The sequence below is a fragment of the Franconibacter pulveris genome, assembly GCF_056780215.1.
This window is the reverse complement of sequence record NZ_CM165555.1, coordinates 3,191,699-3,212,742: the sequence shown is the minus strand read 5'-3', so window position 1 is coordinate 3,212,742 and position 21,044 is coordinate 3,191,699. Positions and strand designations below refer to the sequence as shown.

The following is a 21,044-nucleotide window of genomic DNA, read 5'->3' as shown; positions in this document are numbered from 1 at the left end:
CCTCACACTTCTTGAAACGTTTCAGCGTTATCTTCGGTTTTTTCAGCCTTCAGGTAACGCCTTTTTTCTCAGAAAGGCTGAAACGATTCACTTTCAGCAAGCGAGGAGACCATGTTCCAGTTATCTGTTCAGGATATCCATCCCGGCGCCAGCGCCAACAATAAAGAAGAAGCCATCCGTCAGGTTGCTGACGCGCTGGTGAAAGCGGGCAATGTAGCTGAAGGCTATGTTAACGGCATGCTTGCTCGCGAACAGCAAACCTCCACCTACTTAGGCAATGGCATTGCCATTCCGCACGGCACCACCGATACCCGCGACCAGGTGCTGAAAACCGGCGTGCAGGTCTTCCAGTTCCCGCAGGGGATCCGCTGGGGCGACGATCAGGTGGCGTATGTGGCTATCGGCATCGCCGCCAGCTCTGACGAACACCTCGGCTTGCTGCGTCAGCTGACGCACGTGCTGAGCGATGACGCCATCGCCGAACAGCTTAAAACCACCAACAGCGCTGAGGAGCTGCGCGCGCTGCTGATGGGCGAAAAACAGAGCGATGCGCTGAAGCTGGATAACGAAATGTTCAGCCTTGATGTAGCGGCAAGCGACCTGGTTACGCTGCAGGCGCTGAACGCCGGTCGTCTGAAGGCGGCGGGAGCGGTGGACGCCGCTTTCGTCAGCCAGGCGATTGTCGACGCGCCGCTGAATCTGGGGCAGGGCGTGTGGCTGGCTGACAGCGCGCAGGGCAACCTTGCGAGCGCCGTCGCGGTGAGCCGCCCGGCAAACGCCTTTGAAGCGAATGGCGAAAAAGTCGGTCTGCTGATGACCGTCGCCATGGCTGACCAGCAGCCGCTGCCGGTGCTCAAGCGCCTGGGCGACCTCCTGCTGAACCAGAAAGCGGACCGCCTGCTTAGCGCCGACGCTTCTACGCTGCTTGCGCTGTTGACCAGCGACGAGGCGTTAACCGAAGACGTGCTGAGCGCCGAGTTTACCGTGCGCAACGAGCACGGCCTGCACGCTCGTCCTGGCACAATGCTGGTGAACACTATCAAGCAATTTAACAGCGACATTACCGTCGCTAACCTCGACGGCACCGGCAAACCGGCTAACGGCCGCAGCCTGATGAAAGTGGTGGCGCTCGGCGTGAAGAAGGGGCATCGCCTGCGCTTTACCGCACAGGGAGCGGATGCTGAAGCGGCGCTGAAAGCGATTGGCGAAGCCATCGCCGCCGGTCTTGGGGAGGGCGCAGCATGAGCAGACGTGTTGCCACCATTACGCTAAACCCGGCTTATGATCTGGTTGGCTTTACGCCGGAAATTGAACGCGGCGAAGTCAACCTCGTACGCACCACCGGCCTGCACGCTGCGGGCAAAGGCATTAACGTCGCTAAGGTGCTCAAGGACTTAGGGATTGATGTTACCGTCGGCGGTTTCCTCGGCAAAGATAACCAGGATGGCTTTCAGCAACTGTTCAGCGAGCTTGGCATCGCCAACCGTTTTCAGGTGGTGCAGGGCCGTACTCGCATTAACGTGAAGCTGACGGAAAAAGATGGCGAAGTGACCGACTTTAACTTCTCCGGTTTTGAAGTCACCGCGGCAGACTGGGAGCGTTTTGTTAACGATTCCCTGAGCTGGCTTGGGCAGTTCGACATGGTCTGCGTCAGCGGCAGCCTGCCGGCGGGCGTCAGCCCGGAAGCGTTCACCGACTGGATGACGCGCCTGCGCAGCCAGTGTCCGTGCATTATTTTCGACAGCAGCCGCGAGGCGCTGGTGGCGGGCCTGAAAGCCGCGCCGTGGCTGGTGAAACCCAACCGCCGCGAGCTGGAAATCTGGGCGGGCCGTAAGCTGCCGGAAATGAAAGATGTCATTGATGCCGCCCACGCGCTGCGCGAGCAAGGCATCGCCCACGTGGTGATTTCGCTGGGCGCGGAAGGGGCGCTGTGGGTCAACGCCTCTGGTGAATGGATAGCCAAACCGCCCGCCTGCGAAGTGGTCAGCACGGTAGGCGCCGGGGATTCTATGGTCGGCGGCCTTATCTACGGCCTGCTGATGCGCGAATCCAGCGAGCACACGCTACGTCTTGCCACGGCGGTGGCGGCGCTGGCGGTCAGCCAGAGCAATGTCGGCATCACCGACAGGACACAGTTGGCGGCGATGATGGCGCGCGTCGACTTACAACCTTTTAACTGACAGCAGGAGAGGCATAATGAAAACGCTGCTGATTATTGACTCCGCGCTCGGCCAGGCCCGCGCCTACATGGCGAAGACCCTGCTCGGTGCGGCGGCGCAGAAAGCGCATCTGGAACTTACCGATAACCCGAACGACGCGGAGCTGGTCATTGCGCTGGGCAAAAACCTGCCGGCGGACAGCGCGCTCAACGGCAAGAAGGTGTTTGTTGGCGAAATCGATCGCGCCGTAGCGCACCCGGAGCTGTTCCTTGGCGAAGCCAAAGAGAAAGCGCAGTCGTACAGCGCGCCGGTTGCGGCGGCTCCGATTGGCGCGCCGACGACGGGCGGTCAAAAACGCATTGTGGCGGTAACGGCCTGCCCGACTGGCGTCGCGCACACTTTTATGGCGGCGGAAGCTATCGAAACCGAAGCGAAAAAACGCGGCTGGTGGGCGAAAGTGGAAACCCGCGGCTCCGTGGGGGCAGGCAATGCCATCACGCCGGAAGAGGTGGCGCAGGCGGATCTGGTTATCGTGGCGGCGGATATCGAAGTGGACCTGGCGAAATTCGCCGGCAAGCCAATGTACCGCACCTCTACCGGCCTCGCGCTGAAGAAAACCGCGCAGGAGTTCGATAAAGCCCTCGCCGAGGCTAAGCCCTATCAGCCTTCCGGCCAGACGGCTTCCGCTTCCGCAGGCCAGAAAGAGCAGGGCGGGGCTGGCGCCTATCGTCATCTGCTGACCGGCGTTTCCTACATGCTGCCGATGGTGGTGGCGGGCGGTCTGTTAATCGCGCTCTCTTTTGTGTTCGGCATCGAAGCGTTTAAACAGGAAGGCACGCTTGCCGCGGCGCTGATGAAAATCGGCGGCGGTTCCGCGTTCGCCCTGATGGTGCCGGTACTGGCCGGTTTCATCGCTTTCTCTATCGCTGACCGTCCGGGCCTGACGCCAGGTCTGATTGGCGGCATGCTCGCCGTCAGCACCGGCTCCGGTTTTATCGGCGGTATTCTTGCGGGCTTCCTCGCAGGCTATGTTGCCAAAGCGATCAGCGGCAAGCTGAAGCTGCCGCCGAGCATGGAGGCGTTGAAACCCATCCTGATTATTCCGCTCTTCTCCAGCCTGATTGTCGGTCTGGCGATGATCTACGTTATCGGCACGCCGGTCGCGAAAATCCTGGCGGGCCTGACCGCCTGGCTGCAGGGGATGGGAACCGCCAACGCGGTGCTGTTGGGCGCCATTCTTGGCGGCATGATGTGTACCGATATGGGCGGCCCGGTGAACAAAGCGGCCTACGCTTTTGGCGTAGGGCTGCTGAGTTCCCAGGTTTACGCGCCGATGGCGGCTATCATGGCGGCCGGTATGGTTCCGCCGCTGGCGATGGGCATTGCGACGATGGTGGCGCGTCGTAAATTCGACAAAGGCCAGCAGGAAGGGGGCAAAGCGGCGCTGGTGCTGGGCCTGTGCTTTATCTCCGAAGGGGCGATTCCGTTCGCCGCCCGCGACCCGATGCGCGTTATTCCCTGCTGCATCGTGGGCGGCGCTATCACCGGCGCTATCTCTATGGCGGTAGGCGCGAAGCTGATGGCGCCGCACGGCGGTCTGTTTGTGCTGCTGATTCCTGGCGCTATCACGCCGGTGCTGGGCTACCTCATCGCCATCGTCGCCGGTACGCTGGTGGCGGGTCTGGCTTACGCTTTCCTTAAGCGTCCGGAAGCGGAACTGGCGGCGAAAACCGCCTGAGCGTTACGGTAAGAAAAAAGCTCCCTGCGGGGAGCTTTTTTTATTGCTGAAAATAGCGGTTATACCGTTGCCGTAGTCGTTTGCTGCGCCTTAAGCCAGGCGATTTCTTCAGCCCAGATATCCGGGTTAATGGTCTCAAGCACCATCGGGATGCCGTCGAAGCGGCTGTCGCGCATTAGCCAGCGGAACGGCGTATGGCCGATGTTCCCTTCGCCGAGGCTATGGTGGCGGTCCACGCGGCTGGCGAAAGCGCTTTTCGCGTCGTTTAAGTGCATGCCGCGTAAATACTGAAAACCGACGATACGGTCAAACTCGGCGAAGGTCTCTTCGCACGCCTCTTCCGTGCGCAGGTCGTAACCCGCGGCGAAGGCGTGGCAGGTATCAATGCAGACGCCGACGCGGCTCTTGTCGTCCACCTGGTCGATAATCGCCGCCAGGTGCTCGAAGCGAAATCCGAGGTTGCTCCCCTGGCCTGCGGTGTTTTCAATGACCGCCGTCACGCCTTCCGTTTGCTCCAGCGCGATGTTCACCGATTCGGCGATGCGGGAGAGGCAGGCCTCTTCGCTGATTTGCTGTAAGTGGCTGCCGGGGTGAAAGTTCAGCAGCGTCAGCCCGAGTTGCTGACAGCGCGTCAGCTCGTCAATAAACGCCTTGCGGGATTTCTCCAGCGCTTCCGCTTCCGGATGGCCGAGGTTAATCAAAAAGCTGTCGTGCGGCAGGATCTGCCCCGGCCCGTAGCCATGCTTTTCACAGGCCGCTTTGAATTCATCGATAATCGCCGGGGTGAGCGGGGCGGCACGCCATTGACGCTGATTCTTGGTGAACAGCGCGAAAGCTGTCGCTTCCAGCTCGGCGGCGCGGATGGCGGCATTGGCAAGCCCGCCGGAGGCGCTGACATGCGCTCCAATAAACTTCATCTTTCTCTCCTGTCATACCCGCAAAGGGGGAACGTTTTATCATAGCGGCAACGTCCAGGAAAGCGCGTGCCGGTTTATGCCATTAGCCGCTCAACGATAACGTTAATCACTCCGCCGCCCACAATCAGCCAGAAAAAGAGCAGGAGCGCCATCAGCAGCGGCCGCACGCCCGCTTTTTTCAGCGCGCTGAGGTGCGTTGTCACGCCAAGCGCCGCCATCGCCATCGCCAGTAGAACGGTATCGAGCGTCACCAGCGCATCCACCAGCGGTTGCGCCAGCAGATGGAAGGAGTTGAACACCGCCACCAGAATAAACAGGATAGCGAACCAGGGAATAGTGATGGCGCTGCGCTTGCCGTCATTTGCAGGCGCCAGCTGTTTTACCCGCGCCGCCAGAAAAATCAGGAACGGGGCGAGCATCATCACGCGCAGCATTTTGGCGATAACCGCCGCGTTTTCCGCATCCGGCCCCACCGCATGGCCCGCCGCCACCACCTGCGCCACTTCATGCATGGTCGAGCCCATATAGACGCCGTAAGTTTCAGGCGAGAAAAAGGCGTTCAGCCAGGGCCACATCAGGGGATAGAGAAAAATCGCCAGCGTGCCGAAAATCACCACCGTCGCCACCGCCACGGTCACTTTACTGGCCTGCGCTTTGATAACCGGTTCGGTGGCGAGGATGGCCGCCGCGCCGCAAATGCTGCTGCCGGCGCCAATCAGCCAGCTCGTTTCGCGATCGAGCTTAAAAACGCGCCGCCCAAGCCAGCAGGCGAGAAAAAACGTGCTGCTGAGCGTGAGAATATCCACCAGCAGGCCGCTTGCGCCCACCTGTGCGATTTGCGCGAACGTCAGGCGAAAGCCATAAAGAATAATGCCCAGTCGCAACAAGTGCTGTTTGGCGAACAGCACGCCGCCGTCGCAGGATTGCCAGAGGCGAGGGTAAACCGTATTGCCGACAAGCATACCGGCAAGGATAGCAAGCGTCAGCGCGCTAAGCCCGGCGCCAGCGACCGCCGGGATCGCGCCGGCCCACAGGGCTGCGCCTGCCACCAGGGCAGTGAGCGCCAGACCAGGCGCATAGTGCATGACGTGATGCTGCGGTTTGCGTAGTGTGAGTATTGTCATAGCCTTCTCCTTACTGTGTGCAAAGCGTAAGGCGCGGCGACTTAAAAATAAAATTGATTATATATTTATAATTAATCATCATAAGTGGTAAGAGAGCTCTTACTATTGAGGCGAGTCATGCATATCACCCTGCGTCAGCTGGAAGTGTTTGCCGAAGTGCTGAAAAGCGGTTCCACCACCCAGGCATCGCAAATGCTGGCGCTGTCGCAATCGGCGGTCAGCGCAGCGTTAACCGATCTGGAAGGCCAGCTTGGCGTGCAGCTTTTTGACCGGGTGGGCAAACGGCTGGTGGTCAACGAGCACGGGCGGCTGCTTTATCCGCGCACCGTGGCGCTGCTGGAGCAGGCGGGAGAGATAGAGCAGCTTTTTCGCGAAGATAACGGCGCTATCCGCGTTTATGCCAGCAGCACTATCGGCAACTATATTTTGCCGGAAGTGATTGCCCGCTACCGCCGCGACTTTCCGTCATTGCCGCTGGAAATGAGCGTGGGCAACAGTCAGGACGTGATTAACGCCGTCGCGGATTTTCGCGTCGATATTGGGCTTATCGAAGGGCCGTGCCATATGGCGGAAATCGTCACCGAACCCTGGCTTGAGGATGAGCTGGTGGTCTTCGCCTCTCCCGCAAGCCCGCTTTTAAACGGGGAAGTGACGCTGGCGCGTCTTGCCGCCGCGCCCTGGATCCTGCGCGAGAAAGGCTCCGGCACGCGGGAAATTGTCGATTACCTTCTGCTTTCACACCTGCCGCAGTTTGTGCTGGCGATGGAGCTTGGCAACTCTGAAGCGATTAAACATGCGGTGCGCCACGGGCTGGGCATCAGCTGTCTTTCACGCAGGGTGATAGCCGAACAGCTGGAAACCGGCTCGCTGGTCGAAGTGAAGGCGCCGTTGCCGCGGCTGACGCGAACGCTCTACCGGATCCATCATCGCCAGAAGCACCTGTCCAACGCCCTGCAGCGTTTTTTACGCTACTGCGAACCCTGAGCGAGCCGGCAAAACGCGCGTTAGTCATAAGATAAAATTTTCGCTCTCCCGCAGATCCGCTGCTTTACTTATGATCCAGCAGCTATCATGAACGTCTCTTATAACCGCGTATTTCCACCAGGCGCTTCGGTTTGAGTCTGCTACAATCGCGCCTCTTTTGATGGATGGGCATTATTTTTATATGGTTTCCGAATCTAAAACCACACAAGCGCCTGCGCTACGCCGCGAATTAAAGGCGCGTCATTTGACGATGATCGCCATCGGCGGCTCTATCGGCACAGGGCTGTTTGTCGCATCCGGCGCGACGATTTCTCAGGCGGGCCCGGGCGGCGCGCTCTTTTCCTATATTCTTATTGGCCTGATGGTCTATTTCCTGATGACCAGCCTTGGCGAGCTGGCGGCCTATATGCCGGTCTCCGGCTCGTTCGCCACCTACGGGCAGAACTACGTAGAAGAGGGCTTCGGCTTCGCGCTGGGCTGGAATTACTGGTACAACTGGGCGGTCACCATCGCGGTCGACCTTGTGGCCTCGCAGCTTGTGATGAGCTACTGGTTCCCGGATACGCCAGGCTGGATCTGGAGCGCCGTCTTCCTCGGCATCATGTTCCTGCTGAACTACATTTCCGTAAAAGGCTTTGGCGAAGCGGAGTACTGGTTCTCGCTGATTAAAGTGGCGACCGTGATTATCTTTATCCTGGTCGGCATCGCGATGATTGTCGGCATTTTCAAAGGCGCTGAACCGGCAGGCTGGAGCAACTGGAGCATTGATGAGGCGCCATTCGCGGGCGGCTTCTCGGCGATGATTGGCGTGGCGATGATTGTCGGCTTCTCTTTCCAGGGCACCGAGCTCATCGGCATCGCGGCGGGCGAATCGGAAGACCCGGCGAAGAATATTCCGCGCGCGGTGCGTCAGGTTTTCTGGCGTATCCTGCTGTTCTATGTGTTCGCCATTCTGATTATCAGCCTGATTATCCCCTACACCGACCCGAGCCTGCTGCGCAACGACGTTAAAGACATCAGCGTCAGCCCGTTCACTCTGGTGTTCCAGCACGCGGGCCTGCTCTCTGCGGCGGCCATTATGAACGCGGTGATCCTGACGGCGGTGCTCTCTGCGGGCAACTCCGGCATGTACGCCTCCACCCGCATGCTCTACACCCTGGCCTGCGACGGCAAAGCGCCGCGTATTTTCTCAACGCTGTCTAAAGGCGGCGTACCGCGCAACGCGCTCTATGCGACGACCGTGGTCGCGGGCTTGTGCTTCCTCACCTCCATGTTCGGCAACCAGACGGTTTACCTGTGGCTGCTGAACACTTCGGGGATGACCGGTTTTATCGCCTGGCTCGGCATTGCTATCAGCCATTACCGCTTCCGTCGCGGTTATGTCATGCAGGGCAACGATATCAACGACCTGCCGTACCGCTCCGGCTTCTTCCCGCTGGGCCCGATTTTCGCCTTCGTGCTGTGTCTTATCATCACGCTCGGCCAGAACTATCAGGCTTTCCTGGAAGATACGATTGACTGGACGGCCGTTGCGGCAACCTACATCGGCATTCCGCTGTTCCTGATAATCTGGTTTGGTTACAAGTGGAGCAGAGGCACGCATTTCGTGCGTTACAGCGAAATGACGTTTCCTGACCATCTGAAGAAATAACAAAAAGGGCGCCTTAAGCGCCCTTTTTTATTGCCGGTTTGCCGCATGGATGTATCAGCGCAAGTGCTGCGCGTGGAAGCGCAAATGCTCTTCAATAAAGGTGGCGATGAAATAATAGCTGTGATCATAACCCGGCTGCATGCGCAGCGTCAGCGGCCAGCCCGCCTTGCGCGCCGCGTCATCAAGCCGCGCCGGCTGGAGTTGTTCGCCGAAGAACGGGTCGCTGTCGCCCTGGTCGACAAGCGTGGGGATAGCGTGCGCCGGATCGGCCTTTTCCAGCAATGCGCAACTGTCCCACTGGCGCCACTGGCTTTCATCTTCGCCAAGATAGGCGGTGAACGCTTTCTTCCCCCACGGCACGGCCGCCGGGTTGACGATTGGCGCGAAGGCGGAAACCGAGCGGAAACGCCCCGGGTTTTTCAGCGCCATGATAAGCGCGCCGTGGCCGCCCATTGAGTGGCCGCTGATGGCGCAACGGTCCGCCACCGTAAAGTTCTCCGCAATCACTTTCGGCAGTTCATCGCGCAGGTAATCATACATGCGATAGTGGGATGCCCAGGGCGCAACGGTGGCGTTAAGGTAGAAACCGGCGCCTTTGCCGAGGTCGTACCCTTCCGCGTCCGCCACCTCATCGCCGCGCGGGCTGGTGTCCGGCATCACTAACGCAATGCCCAGTTCAGCCGCCACGCGTTGCGCGCCCGCTTTGGTCGTGAAGTTTTCATCGGTACAGGTCAGGCCGGAGAGCCAGTAAAGCACGGGCGGCGGCGCGTCGGTTTCAGGCGGCAGAAAAATGCTGAAGGTCATGGCGCAGTTGAGCGCCTGAGAATGATGTCGCCAGCGCTGCTGCTGGCCGGAAAAACAGCGATGCTCGTCGAGCAGTTCCATAGGCGGCTCCTTATAAATAGCTGAACAGAATAGCGCAAACGCGAATTGACGGGTGAACAAGTTTCACTTCACCTTAGAAAAGTCATGCTGCATCATAGCCATAACGTTATTTTAACAAATGGAGGCGCTGTGGCGCTGCGGATTGCACTGACCGGGTTTCTCGCGCTGGTGGTGGTGATGGGGATTGGACGTTTTGCGTTTACGCCTCAGGTGCCGTTGATGGTAGGGGAGGGGCAGTTAACGCTCACCAGCGCCGGACTGGTCGCCGCCGCAAACTATCTTGGCTATCTGGTCGGGGCATGGGATGCGATGCGCGCGCAGCGTCACGTCGAGCTTCGGCTCTGGGCGGGCGTCGGCGGCGCGGTGCTGCTGACGCTGCTTTCCGCATTTGTCGACGGACCCTGGCCGCACGCCGTATTGCGCTTCGTTATTGGCTGCATGAGCGGCTGGGGGCTGGTACTGATGGCCGCCTGGACCAACGAACAGCTCGCCCATTTCGGCAGGCCAGGCCTTAGCGCCGCGGTGTTCGCCGGGCCGGGCGCCGGCATCGCCATCAGCGGCCTGCTGGCGGTCTGGATCCACGGCGCCGGGCTCAGCGCGCAGCAGGGCTGGCTTATCTACGGCGCGCTGGCGCTGCTGTTTATCGCGCTGATTGTCCGCAATCTGCCGCGCCGGGGACATCTGCACCGCCCGGGCAACCAGCCTGAGCCGCTGCGCCTGACCACCGGACTGAAAAAGCTGGTCTGGAGCTACAGTCTTGCCGGGTTTGGTTATATTCTGCCCGCGACGTTTCTTTCACAAATGGCGGCGGCGCGCTTTCCAGGCAGCCTGTTCGCACAGTTTGTCTGGCCTGTTTTTGGCGGCGCTTCGGTTATCGGCATTGCGCTTAGCATCCTGCTTCGCGGGGTGCTGCAAAGCAATCAGCGGCTGGCAATCGTGCTGTGGCTGCAGGCCGCGGGCGTGGTGGCCGCCGCATGGCTGCCGGGTATCAACGGGTTGGTTATCGGCGCGCTGCTGGTGGGCGGCGGCTTTCTCTGCGCCGTGCAGCTTTCATTGCACTACGGGCGAGAGCTGGCGCCGGAGCACACGCGCTATCTGGCCGGGCTGCTCACGACCGGTTATGCCGTGGGGCAGCTTGTCGGCCCGATGACGTCCGCGGTTGCCAGCTTTCTCACCGGCAGACTGGAGCCGGCGCTGTGGATAGCTGGCGTGGCGCTGGTTATCGGCGGCGCGCTGGTCTGGCGGCGCGACGAAGAAAGGAATCAACAATCCCAATAATTATCGGTCCCGCTACTGGATTATGTGCGCCCGCTCACGCACAATGAACGCTCACTTTGCCCCCTGCGGCAAAGGCTGGTTACACCTGCTGGAGAAAAAATAAGATGTCATTACTCTCAAAAGAAGCTGCCCTAGTACACGAGGCGCTGGTTGCGCGTGGGCTGGAGACGCCGCTGCGTCCGCCGTTGCACGAGCTGGATAACGAAACCCGCAAGCGCCTTATCGCCGGTCATATGACCGAGATTATGCAGCTGCTTAATCTTGATCTGAGCGATGACAGCCTGATGGAAACGCCGCATCGCATCGCCAAGATGTATGTCGACGAGATTTTCTCCGGCCTGGACTACGCTAATTTCCCGAAAATCACCGTCATCGAGAACAAGATGAAAGTGGATGAGATGGTCACGGTTCGCGACATCACGCTGACCAGCACCTGCGAACACCACTTTGTCACCATCGACGGCAAAGCCACCGTGGCCTATATTCCGAAAGACTCGGTGATTGGGCTGTCGAAGCTTAACCGCATTGTGCAGTTTTTCGCCCAGCGCCCACAGGTGCAGGAGCGTTTAACGCAGCAGATCCTGGTGGCGCTGCAAACGCTGCTTGGCACGAGCAACGTGGCGGTGTCCATTGACGCGGTGCACTATTGCGTAAAAGCGCGCGGCATTCGCGACGCAACCAGCGCCACCACGACGACGTCGCTCGGCGGGCTGTTTAAGTCCAGCCAGAATACGCGCCAGGAATTTCTGCGCGCGGTACGCCACCCCAGCTAATTGATAAGGCAGGCCCGCCATGGCTAGAAACGTCACGCTGGACGTGGTTCGCGGCGTCGCCATCCTGGGCATCCTGCTTTTGAATATCAACGCCTTCGGTCTGCCGAAGGCGGCTTACCTCAACCCCGCCTGGTATGGCGAAGCGACGCTGCGCGACGCCTGGACCTGGGCGCTGCTGGACCTCTTTGCGCAGGTTAAATTCCTCACGCTTTTCGCCTTGCTGTTTGGCGCTGGCCTGCAAATGCTGCTCGTTCGGGGCAAACGCTGGATTCAGGCGCGCCTGAGCCTGCTGGTGATTTTCGGTTTTCTGCATGCGGTTTTTCTGTGGGATGGCGATATCCTGCTCGCCTATGGGCTGGTAGGGCTTATCAGCTGGCGAATGGTGCGCGACGCGCCGGGCGTTAAATCGCTGTTTAACACCGGGGTGCTGCTGTACCTGATGGGCGTGGGCGTGCTGCTTTTGCTTGGCGCTATCACTGGCGACCAGATCAACCGTTCGTGGGTGCCGGACGCCGCGCACCTGCAATATGAGCAGTTCTGGAAGCTGAACGGCGGGGCGGAGGCTATCGATAATCGGCTCGATCTGCTCTCTTCAAGCCTGCTGGCGCTCGGCGCGCAGTACGGCTGGGAGCTGGCTGGAATGATGCTTATCGGCGCGGCGCTGATGCGCAGCGGCTGGCTGCGCGGCGAGTTCAGTCTGCAGCATTATCGCCGTACGGGCGTCATCCTGGTGCTCGTCGGGCTGTTGGTTAACCTGCCTGCGGTTATCGCGCAGTGGCGAATCGGCTGGGATTACCACTGGACCGCTTTTTATCTGCAAGCACCGCGTGAAATCAGCGCGCCCTTGCAAACCATCGGCTACGCGGCGCTGATTTATGGTTTCTGGCCGTCGCTCGCCAGGTTCAGGTTAACCGGCGCGCTGGCCTGCGTTGGCCGCATGGCGCTCACCAACTACCTGCTGCAATCGTTAATCTGCATCATGCTGTTTCATCGCTTCGGGCTGTTTATGAAGTTTGACCGCCTGCAATTGCTCTCCTTCGTCCCCGCCGTTTGGGCAGTTAACATGTTGATCTCTGTACTCTGGCTGCGTCGTTTTCGCCAGGGGCCGGTGGAGTGGCTCTGGCGGCAGCTCACGGCCAGAGCGTCAGGCGTGCCGTTATCGCAAACAACAAGATAACGATCTGGATCACAATCGTTAACATTTCGTATGTAACCGTTTCCAGCGCTGTGATGCGCTTCACGTAGCGCCTTTCTGCTCGCTGCCAGAATAGCCCCCAGGCTTACACAGGGGGTATTTGTGAACTGCTGCCAACTACTTAAAGGTGATCGTTATGATCACTATTCGTGACGTCGCAAGGCTTGCGGGCGTCTCTGTCGCTACGGTCTCCCGCGTTCTGAACAACAGCGCGCTGGTAAGCCCTGAAACGCGTGAAACCGTTATGCAGGCGGTCAGCCAGCTAGGCTACCGACCGAACGCCAACGCCCAGGCGCTGGCCACCCAGGTCAGCGATACCATTGGCGTGGTGGTGATGGACGTTTCCGATCCCTTCTTCGGCGCGCTGGTAAAAGCGGTGGATACCGTGGCCCAGCAGCATCAAAAGTATGTGCTCATCGGCAATAGCTACCATGAAGCGGAAAAAGAGCGCCATGCCATAGAAGTGCTGATTCGACAGCGCTGCAGCGCCTTAATCGTTCATGCCAAAGCGCTCGGCGACGCAGAGCTGGCAAGCTTTCTCGACCAAATCCCCGGCATGGTGCTGATTAACCGTATCGTGCCCGGCTACGCGCATCGCTGCGTCGGTCTGGACAATGTCACCGGCGCGATGATGGCGACCCGCATGCTGCAAAGCAATGGCCATCAGCGCATCGGCTATCTGGCTTCCGCTCACCGCATTGAAGATGATGACCAGCGTAAAGAGGGCTGGCTGCGGGCGTTGGCGGAGCAGGGGATAACGCCGCCGGAAAGCTGGGTCGGCACGGGCAGCCCCGATATGCAGGGCGGCGAGGCGGCGATGGTGGAATTACTGGGGCGCAACCTGCAGCTCACGGCGGTATTTGCCTATAACGACAGCATGGCGGCAGGCGCGCTAACGGCGCTGAAAGATAATGGCATTGCCGTGCCGCAGCATTTGTCACTCATTGGTTTTGATGATATTCCGATCGCCCGCTACACCGATCCGCAACTCACCACGGTGCGCTATCCCATTGTTTCCATGGCGCGGCTTGCCACCGAGCTGGCGCTGCAGGGCGCCGCAGGAGAGCTCGATTTGCAGGCCAGTCACTGCTTTATGCCGACGCTGGTGCGCCGCCATTCCGTGGCCGGAAAGCAAAGTGTGGGGCCGATCACTAGTTTATAAATGAGAGTGATGTAACCGCTTTCAATCTGTGAGTAAATTCACAGTATATTAACATTACGCTGGTCTATGATGTCAGCGTTTTAAAGGCTGAAACACTATGTAACAGCAACGTTGCGCTAAGAGCATGGGTTAAGGGCCGAAAACAAACAAAAAGACGCAGTACTGGAGCGTTACCGATCAAGGAAGAAAATTTTAAAGTGAGCTTCGGTGGTCAGTAACACTTTTCTAACATTACTACCCCGCCGCCCGTTTTTCACAAGAACTACCCTGCATAAAACCGGAGATACCATGAATAAGAAGGTCCTTACTCTGTCTGCCGTTATGTCCTGCATGCTGTTTGGCGCCGCAGCCCAGGCCGCTGACCGTATCGGCGTGACTATCTATAAGTATGACGATAACTTCATGTCCGTAGTACGCAAGGCTATTGAGAAAGAAGCAAAAGCCACGCCAGACGTTGAGCTGCTGATGAACGACTCGCAGAACGACCAGTCCAAGCAGAACGACCAGATTGACGTGTTGCTGGCGAAAGGCGTGAAGTCCCTTGCCATCAACCTGGTTGACCCGGCAGCCGCGGGTACCGTCATCGAAAAAGCGCGCGGGCAGAACGTGCCGGTTGTGTTTTATAACAAAGAACCTTCACGCAAAGCGCTCGACAGCTATGACAAAGCTTACTACGTAGGGACCGACTCCAAAGAATCCGGCGTTATTCAGGGCGACCTGATCGCCAAGCACTGGGCTGCGAACAAAAACTGGGACCTGAACAAAGACGGCCAGATCCAGTTCGTACTGCTGAAAGGCGAGCCGGGCCACCCGGATGCCGAAGCGCGTACCACCTACGTGATTAAAGAGCTGAACGATAAAGGCATCAAAACCCAGCAGCTGCAGTTAGATACCGCCATGTGGGATACCGCTCAGGCGAAAGACAAAATGGACGCCTGGCTCTCCGGTCCGAACGCCAACAAAATTGAAGTCGTGATCGCCAACAACGACGCGATGGCGATGGGCGCGGTAGAAGCGCTGAAGGCGCATAACAAATCCTCAATCCCGGTATTCGGCGTTGACGCCCTGCCGGAAGCGCTGGCGCTGGTGAAATCCGGCGCGCTGGCCGGTACCGTGCTGAACGACGCCAACAACCAGGCGAAAGCGACGTTTGATCTGGCGAAAAACCTGGCGCAGGGTAAAGGCGCGGCTGACGGCACTAACTGGAAAATTGAAAACAAAGTGGTTCGTATTCCGTACGTCGGCGTTGATAAAGACAACCTGGCGCAGTTTAGCAATAAATAATCGTTAAATGCTTTTCCGGGGCGCGCAAGCGCCCCTTTTAAACCGTGCCATGCTCAGACAATACTCTCGCAGCCAGGTGTAATTATGGTCAGCAATACTACGCAGACGTCAGGCGAATACCTGTTGGAAATGACCAATATCAACAAGTCATTCCCCGGCGTTAAGGCACTCGATAACGTAAATTTAAAAGTTCGTCCTCACTCCATCCACGCGTTAATGGGGGAGAACGGCGCAGGCAAGTCAACGTTATTAAAGTGCCTTTTTGGGATCTACCAGAAAGATTCCGGCAGCATTCTTTTCCAGGGAAAAGAAATTGATTTTCATTCGGCCAAAGAAGCGCTGGAAAATGGTATTTCCATGGTGCACCAGGAGTTAAACCTGGTTTTGCAGCGCTCTGTTATGGACAATATGTGGCTTGGTCGCTACCCCACCAAAGGGGTATTTGTCGATCAGGACAAAATGTATCGCGATACCAAAGCGATTTTCGACGAGCTGGATATTGATATCGATCCGCGCGCGCGCGTGGGGACGCTTTCTGTCTCGCAGATGCAGATGATTGAAATCGCCAAAGCGTTCTCCTACGACGCGAAAATCGTCATTATGGATGAGCCCACCTCTTCACTAACGGAAAAAGAGGTGAATCATCTCTTTAAAATTATTCGTAAGCTGAAAGAGCGCGGCTGCGGCATTGTTTATATCTCCCATAAAATGGAAGAGATATTCCAGCTATGCGATGAAATCACTATCCTGCGCGACGGGCAGTGGATCGCCACCCAGCCGCTTGAAGGGCTGGATATGGATAAGATCATCGCCATGATGGTGGGCCGTTCGCTCAATCAGCGGTTCCCGGATAAAGAAAACAAACCGGGTGAAGTGATCCTTGAAGTGCGCAACCTGACCTCGCTGCGCCAGCCCTCTATCCGTGACGTCTCCTTTGATCTGCATAAAGGGGAGATTCTCGGTATCGCGGGACTGGTGGGCGCCAAGCGCACCGATATTGTGGAAACGTTATTTGGTATCCGTGAAAAATCGGCGGGCACCATTACCTTGCACGGCAAACAGATTAATAACCACACCGCCAACGAAGCCATTAACCACGGTTTCGCGCTGGTGACCGAGGAGCGTCGTTCAACGGGGATTTACGCTTATCTGGATATCGGTTTTAACTCCCTGATCTCCAATATTCGCAATTACAAAAACAAAGTCGGTCTGCTGGATAATTCCCGTATGAAAAGTGATACCCAGTGGGTTATCGATTCCATGCGCGTGAAAACGCCAGGGCACCGGACGCAAATCGGTTCGCTTTCCGGCGGCAACCAGCAAAAGGTGATTATCGGTCGCTGGCTGCTGACGCAACCGGAAATATTAATGCTGGATGAACCGACGCGCGGTATTGACGTAGGCGCGAAGTTTGAAATTTATCAGCTTATTGCTGAGCTGGCGAAAAAAGGCAAAGGGATCATTATTATCTCTTCCGAAATGCCAGAGCTGTTAGGGATAACCGATCGTATTCTGGTAATGAGCAATGGCCTCGTCGCTGGAATTGTTGACACTAAAACGACAACGCAAAACGAAATTTTACGTCTTGCGTCTTTGCACCTTTAATATCAGGGGCTCCTCATGAGTGCGTTAAATAAGAAGAGTTTTCTCACTTATCTGAAAGAAGGCGGTATTTACGTCGTTCTTTTAGTGTTGCTGGCCATTATTATTTTCCAGGATCCCACTTTTTTAAGCCTGCTTAACTTAAGTAACATTCTGACCCAATCCTCGGTGCGTATTATTATCGCGCTGGGCGTCGCGGGGCTTATTGTTACCCAGGGCACCGACCTTTCGGCCGGTCGTCAGGTAGGGCTCGCGGCGGTAGTCGCGGCGACTTTGCTGCAATCAATGGAAAACGCCAACAAGGTGTTCCCGGAAATGGCGACCATGCCGATTGCGCTGGTTATCCTGATTGTCTGCGCTATCGGCGCCATCATCGGCCTGATTAACGGCATCGTTATCGCTTACCTGAACGTAACGCCGTTTATCACCACGCTCGGCACCATGATCATCGTGTACGGCATCAACTCCCTGTACTACGATTTTGTGGGCGCTTCGCCGATCTCCGGTTTCGACAGCGGTTTCTCGACCTTTACGCAAGGCTTCCTGGCCATAGGCAGCTTCAGGCTCTCTTACATCACCTTCTATGCGTTGATCGCGGTAGCGTTCGTCTGGATCCTGTGGAACAAAACTCGCTTTGGTAAAAATATCTTCGCCATCGGCGGCAACCCGGAAGCGGCGAAGGTTTCCGGCGTGAACGTGGCGCTGAACCTGCTGATGATTTATGCGCTCTCCGGCGTCTTCTACGCCTTCGGCGGGATGCTGGAAGCGGGCCGTATCGGTTCCGCCACCAACAACCTCGGCTTTATGTATGAACTCGACGCCATCGCAGCCTGCGTGGTGGGCGGGGTTTCCTTCAGCGGCGGCGTGGGTACGGTGCTCGGCGTGGTAACCGGTGTGATAATCTTCACCGTTATCAACTACGGCCTGACCTATATCGGCGTAAACCCGTACTGGCAGTACATCATCAAGGGCGCCATCATTATCTTCGCGGTAGCGCTGGACTCCCTGAAATACGCTCGCAAAAAGTAATCGCTTAGCAGTGCGAAAAAGCCTCCGCAGACGCGGGGGCTTTTTTTATGGACGGGGCAGCAGGAGACAAAGGGAACAGGGTGAGTGAGCGAAGCGCCATTCGCCTTTTGCGGCGGCGGGCATAGCAGGAGCCGCTAAAGCTAACCCATCATGGGAACAGCGCGGCGTAGCGGATTAAAAGGCGGGTTTTCTCCCTCGCGCTTTGGGGATGAGGAGCGAAGGCAAACCGGCTGCGTGTGGTTAACGCTTAACCCGCTATTACTTCTTCTTCTGCAACTCTAACAGCTGCTCCGGCGTCACCGCCGGGTATCCCTGCGCGTCATCCGGGACTTCATGCAGTGAAGGAATCGGGATGAGCGGCCCTAAGAAGCGCGGTTCGCGCTTGAAGATATAGAGGTCCGCCAGCGCGCCGAGGCGAGCGCCGAACTCGCGAATGCGCACCGGGAGCATATTTTTAGGCGAGGGAACGGCGTAACACTGCGCCTGGATGCCCATATGCAGCGCAATAAACAGCGCGCGCTCGCAGTGAAAGCGCTGGGTGATAATGATGAAATCGTTGGTATCAAACACTTTGCGGGTGCGAACTATCGAATCCAGCGTACGAAAGCCCGCGTAGTCCAGCACGATGTCCGCCGGGTCGACGCCTGCGGCGATAAAATCTTTGCGCATCGTCATCGGCTCGTTATAGCTCTGCTGCGCGTTGTCGCCGGAAAGCAGCAGGTAGTTCACTTTGCCGCTGTTATAAGCGTTCAGCGCGCCCTGAATGCGGTAGCGGTAATACTGGTTGATGACCCCGGTGCGGTAATACTTGGCCGTGCCCAGCACCACGCCAACCTGCCGATAGGGCAGGTCCTGCAGTTCATCATAAACGTAGGGAGAGGTCTTCCAGCTAATCCAGCGGTCAAGCCCCAGCGCAGTTAACAGCAATAAGCTAATCAGAACCAGCAGGCTGTATAACAAACGCTTCAACATTCAGGTACTCGGAGCAGGGGTGAAATTTCATCCAAGGCTACTTTACCCGTTGGACAAGAGCAAGAATCAGCGTATCGGTTGAAGCAATTTTCACCACTGCGGACGTTTCATCCGCAGGGTGGGTATCAGGCGAGTTCGATGCGTTCGACGGCGTCGCAACCAATGGCGCGAAGCGTAGCAACGGTTGCGTCCCACTGAACGATATTCGCCTGCGCTTTTTCCGCAAGCGCCGCCCGCTGAATATCACGCCAGCCATAGCCGTTCAGGCTCAGCAGATTCAGCGCCGCCTGCAGGGGAGGCAGCGAGGGATTGAACGCGGCGTTTTCAGCATAGCTGCCGCTAAAAATCTGCCCGTCATGAGTTTGCAGGGCGACGCCGGAAGGCGACTGGCTGTAAGGCGCGTGGCTGCGGTTAGCCGCTTTTATCGCCGCGTCGCCGAGCGCTTCGCCTTTTAAGGCGAATGCATGATCCTCAGCGTCGAAAATCAGCGTTTTAATATCAAGGTCGCGTGGACCAAAGGCGTCGGGCAGATAGTCGCCAAGCTTAGAGGGCGCGCGTCCCGGCAGGTTAATGCGCAGGGTCAGGCCGCTGTTCAGCTCGTTCATAAACTGGCGGCAGTGGCCGCAAGGGGTGTAGTTCACGGTGATGGCGCAGAGGCCGCTTTCGCCGCGCATCCAGGCGTGGGTGATGGCGCTTTGCTCCGCGTGCACGGTCTGCTGCATCGCCACGCCGGTGAACTCCATGTTCGCGCCGAAATAGAGCGCGCCGCTCAGGCCGCGGGCTACGGCGCCGACGTTGAAGTGGGAGATGTCGGTCTGCGCGCAGGCGGCCGCCAGCGGCAGCAGCGCGAAAGCGAGCGCTTCGTCATCCAGCCCGCTGTGGCGTTTTACCTCTTCAACCTGACTTGCGCTCAGCATGGCCGGGAAATGCGCCTCGGCGAGCCACGGCGCCAGGGACTCCTGGAGCGCGGCGGGAAGCTGTGCAAAAGCAGATTCAAAACGTGAATGCATGGGCTAAGCCTCTTATCAGTTTACTGGAGCCGTAGTTTACGGGCCTCGCTGGGCTTTATATGTGATTTTCGTCTCACTGCCTATGCAACAAATGAAATTTAAAATGAATTTGCGCGACGTATCGCAACTTTTAGCCAAAAACGGCCAGAATAACCGGGAATAAAAAGGGCGCGATAAGCGAGGTGATAATGCCGCAGATCACCAGCGCCAGGGAACTGAACGCCCCTTCCTGGTAATCCAGCTCCGCGCAGCGCGCGGTGCCCAGGGCGTGCGAGGCGGTGCCCATCGCCAGCCCGCGGGAGGCTTTGGTGCGAATGCGCATTAAATTCAGCAAACTGTGGCCGAACACCGCGCCGAGAATCCCCACAAAGATAACGCACACGGCGCTGATAGCCGGAATGCCGCCGATGCTGCCGCCTACCGCCATCGCAATTGGCGTAGTTACGGATTTCGGCAATACCGACGCGGCGATTTCGGGGCTTGCGCCCATCAGCAGAGCGACAGAGGTGCCGGTAATCATCGCCACCACGCTGCCGATAAAACAGATGGTGATAATCGATTTCCAGCGCGCGCGGATCTGGTGCAGCTGTTCATAAAGCGGAAACGCCAGCGCCACCACCGCCGGCTGCAGAAGGTCATTCAGGATCTTGCTGCCCGCGAAATAGCGTTCATAGGAGATGCCGGTCGCCACAAGAAAAGGAATGATGATAACCATCGACACCAGCAGCGGATTAAGCAGCGGCGATTTGAGCTTCGCCGCCAGCCTGCGTGCGCCGAAGAAGACCACCAGCGTCAGCGGCAGCGACCACCAGATATTCTCAAGCATCACTTTTTCTCCTTCTGCCCGATGACCTTGCGCTCGCCGTGGACCAGGTGCGAGCTCCAGCTCACCACCAGAAACACCACAAGCGTGCTGATAAAGCAGGAAATAACGACCGGGCCAAACTGGGCGCGCAGCACATCCACATACTGCATCACGCCAATGCCGACCGGCACAAACAGCAGCGCCATATAGCGGATAAGCACATGGCAACCAGGCTTTACCCACTTCGCGGGAAGTATCTGCAAAGAGAGCAGCAGGAAGAGAATCAGCATGCCGATAATGCTGCCGGGAATGGTTATCGGCAGCAGGGCGGCGATAGCGATGCCCGCATATAAGCAGGCGTAAATTAACAAAAAAGCGCGTATGAATTGCCAGAGAGTCGTCAGCGTAATACTCATGAAAGTCACCCTTTGCGGAATGCATTCATCATACAATTAAAGCGTAAACTGTGCTACCGA

Annotated in this window: 19 protein-coding genes; 12 read left to right on the top strand and 7 right to left on the bottom strand. The window is 57.8% G+C overall.

Annotated features, from left to right (window positions below; all coding sequences use genetic code 11):
- Positions 1 to 111: 111 nt before the first annotated feature.
- Genes fruB through fruA form a run of 3 tightly spaced genes read left to right on the top strand, consistent with a single transcriptional unit; the run spans position 112 to position 3,897 of the window.
- The gene (gene fruB, locus ACU4F7_RS15200; RefSeq protein ID WP_029593378.1) at positions 112 to 1,245 is read left to right on the top strand and encodes a fused PTS fructose transporter subunit IIA/HPr protein; all 1,134 of its coding nucleotides are present in this window, start codon (positions 112 to 114) and stop codon (positions 1,243 to 1,245) included.
- Positions 1,242 to 2,180 (top strand): 1-phosphofructokinase, encoded by a 939-nt coding sequence (fruK, locus tag ACU4F7_RS15195; RefSeq protein ID WP_024556311.1) that lies wholly within the window; start codon positions 1,242 to 1,244, stop codon positions 2,178 to 2,180. Before fruB ends, fruK begins: the two co-directional genes overlap by 4 nt.
- A 16-nt stretch (positions 2,181 to 2,196) precedes the next feature.
- Positions 2,197 to 3,897, top strand: a complete 1,701-nt coding sequence (gene fruA / locus ACU4F7_RS15190) for a PTS fructose transporter subunit IIBC (protein ID WP_481637263.1) — start codon at positions 2,197 to 2,199, stop codon at positions 3,895 to 3,897.
- A gap of 59 nt (positions 3,898 to 3,956) precedes the next feature.
- Here the strand turns inward: fruA and nfo are convergent, their stop codons facing one another.
- Both nfo and ACU4F7_RS15180 read right to left on the bottom strand, forming a co-directional pair.
- Positions 3,957 to 4,814: a deoxyribonuclease IV gene (gene nfo, locus ACU4F7_RS15185; protein ID WP_029593376.1), complete on the bottom strand. Its 858-nt coding sequence runs from the start codon at positions 4,812 to 4,814 to the stop codon at positions 3,957 to 3,959.
- A gap of 74 nt (positions 4,815 to 4,888) precedes the next feature.
- The gene (locus ACU4F7_RS15180; RefSeq protein WP_481637262.1) at positions 4,889 to 5,938 is read right to left on the bottom strand and encodes a YeiH family putative sulfate export transporter; all 1,050 of its coding nucleotides are present in this window, start codon (positions 5,936 to 5,938) and stop codon (positions 4,889 to 4,891) included.
- A gap of 117 nt (positions 5,939 to 6,055) precedes the next feature.
- Here ACU4F7_RS15180 and yieE point away from each other — a divergent pair, with 117 nt between their 5' ends.
- Together yieE and ACU4F7_RS15170 are read left to right on the top strand one after the other, a co-directional pair.
- The gene (gene yieE, locus ACU4F7_RS15175) at positions 6,056 to 6,922 is read left to right on the top strand and encodes a DNA-binding transcriptional regulator YeiE (RefSeq protein ID WP_024556315.1); all 867 of its coding nucleotides are present in this window, start codon (positions 6,056 to 6,058) and stop codon (positions 6,920 to 6,922) included.
- Between the two features lie 181 nt (positions 6,923 to 7,103).
- Positions 7,104 to 8,573 (top strand): amino acid permease, encoded by a 1,470-nt coding sequence (locus ACU4F7_RS15170; RefSeq protein WP_029593373.1) that lies wholly within the window; start codon positions 7,104 to 7,106, stop codon positions 8,571 to 8,573.
- Between the two features lie 54 nt (positions 8,574 to 8,627).
- Here the strand turns inward: ACU4F7_RS15170 and fghA are convergent, their stop codons facing one another.
- Entirely contained in the window at positions 8,628 to 9,458 is an 831-nt protein-coding gene (fghA, locus tag ACU4F7_RS15165; protein ID WP_481637261.1) for an S-formylglutathione hydrolase, read from the bottom strand.
- Between the two features lie 129 nt (positions 9,459 to 9,587).
- On the opposite strand from fghA, the gene ACU4F7_RS15160 reads away from it, so the two are divergent.
- The 7 genes from ACU4F7_RS15160 to mglC all read left to right on the top strand — a co-directional run bounded on the left by ACU4F7_RS15160 (position 9,588) and on the right by mglC (position 17,781).
- Complete coding sequence (locus ACU4F7_RS15160; RefSeq protein WP_481637260.1) at positions 9,588 to 10,736, top strand: YbfB/YjiJ family MFS transporter; 1,149 nt, start codon at positions 9,588 to 9,590, stop codon at positions 10,734 to 10,736.
- A gap of 104 nt (positions 10,737 to 10,840) precedes the next feature.
- Positions 10,841 to 11,509, top strand: a complete 669-nt coding sequence (folE, locus tag ACU4F7_RS15155) for a GTP cyclohydrolase I FolE (protein ID WP_029593370.1) — start codon at positions 10,841 to 10,843, stop codon at positions 11,507 to 11,509.
- Positions 11,510 to 11,528: 19 nt separating this feature from the next.
- Positions 11,529 to 12,686, top strand: a complete 1,158-nt coding sequence (gene yeiB / locus ACU4F7_RS15150) for a DUF418 domain-containing protein YeiB (RefSeq protein ID WP_481637259.1) — start codon at positions 11,529 to 11,531, stop codon at positions 12,684 to 12,686.
- A 154-nt stretch (positions 12,687 to 12,840) separates the two neighbouring features.
- Positions 12,841 to 13,866, top strand: a complete 1,026-nt coding sequence (gene galS, locus ACU4F7_RS15145; RefSeq protein ID WP_029593368.1) for an HTH-type transcriptional regulator GalS — start codon at positions 12,841 to 12,843, stop codon at positions 13,864 to 13,866.
- Positions 13,867 to 14,154: 288 nt separating this feature from the next.
- Entirely contained in the window at positions 14,155 to 15,150 is a 996-nt protein-coding gene (gene mglB, locus ACU4F7_RS15140) for a galactose/glucose ABC transporter substrate-binding protein MglB (RefSeq protein WP_029593367.1), read from the top strand.
- 84 nt (positions 15,151 to 15,234) lie between these two features.
- On the top strand, positions 15,235 to 16,755 hold the full coding sequence (mglA, locus tag ACU4F7_RS15135) for a galactose/methyl galactoside ABC transporter ATP-binding protein MglA (protein WP_024556323.1): 1,521 nt from the start codon (positions 15,235 to 15,237) through the stop codon (positions 16,753 to 16,755).
- A gap of 15 nt (positions 16,756 to 16,770) precedes the next feature.
- Positions 16,771 to 17,781: a galactose/methyl galactoside ABC transporter permease MglC gene (gene mglC / locus ACU4F7_RS15130; RefSeq protein ID WP_029593365.1), complete on the top strand. Its 1,011-nt coding sequence runs from the start codon at positions 16,771 to 16,773 to the stop codon at positions 17,779 to 17,781.
- 258 nt (positions 17,782 to 18,039) lie between these two features.
- Here mglC and sanA read toward each other — a convergent pair whose 3' ends face one another.
- The 4 genes from sanA to ACU4F7_RS15110 form a co-directional block, all read right to left on the bottom strand.
- Entirely contained in the window at positions 18,040 to 18,753 is a 714-nt protein-coding gene (sanA, locus tag ACU4F7_RS15125) for an outer membrane permeability protein SanA (RefSeq protein ID WP_024559675.1), read from the bottom strand.
- Positions 18,754 to 18,878: 125 nt separating this feature from the next.
- Positions 18,879 to 19,763, bottom strand: coding sequence for a cytidine deaminase (cdd, locus tag ACU4F7_RS15120; protein ID WP_029593361.1), 885 nt, complete (start codon positions 19,761 to 19,763; stop codon positions 18,879 to 18,881).
- 130 nt (positions 19,764 to 19,893) lie between these two features.
- Positions 19,894 to 20,589 (bottom strand): CidB/LrgB family autolysis modulator, encoded by a 696-nt coding sequence (locus ACU4F7_RS15115; protein WP_029593359.1) that lies wholly within the window; start codon positions 20,587 to 20,589, stop codon positions 19,894 to 19,896.
- On the bottom strand, positions 20,589 to 20,984 hold the full coding sequence (locus tag ACU4F7_RS15110; RefSeq protein WP_029593357.1) for a CidA/LrgA family protein: 396 nt from the start codon (positions 20,982 to 20,984) through the stop codon (positions 20,589 to 20,591). The genes ACU4F7_RS15115 and ACU4F7_RS15110 overlap by 1 nt, the downstream gene beginning before the upstream one ends.
- Positions 20,985 to 21,044: the final 60 nt, after the last annotated feature.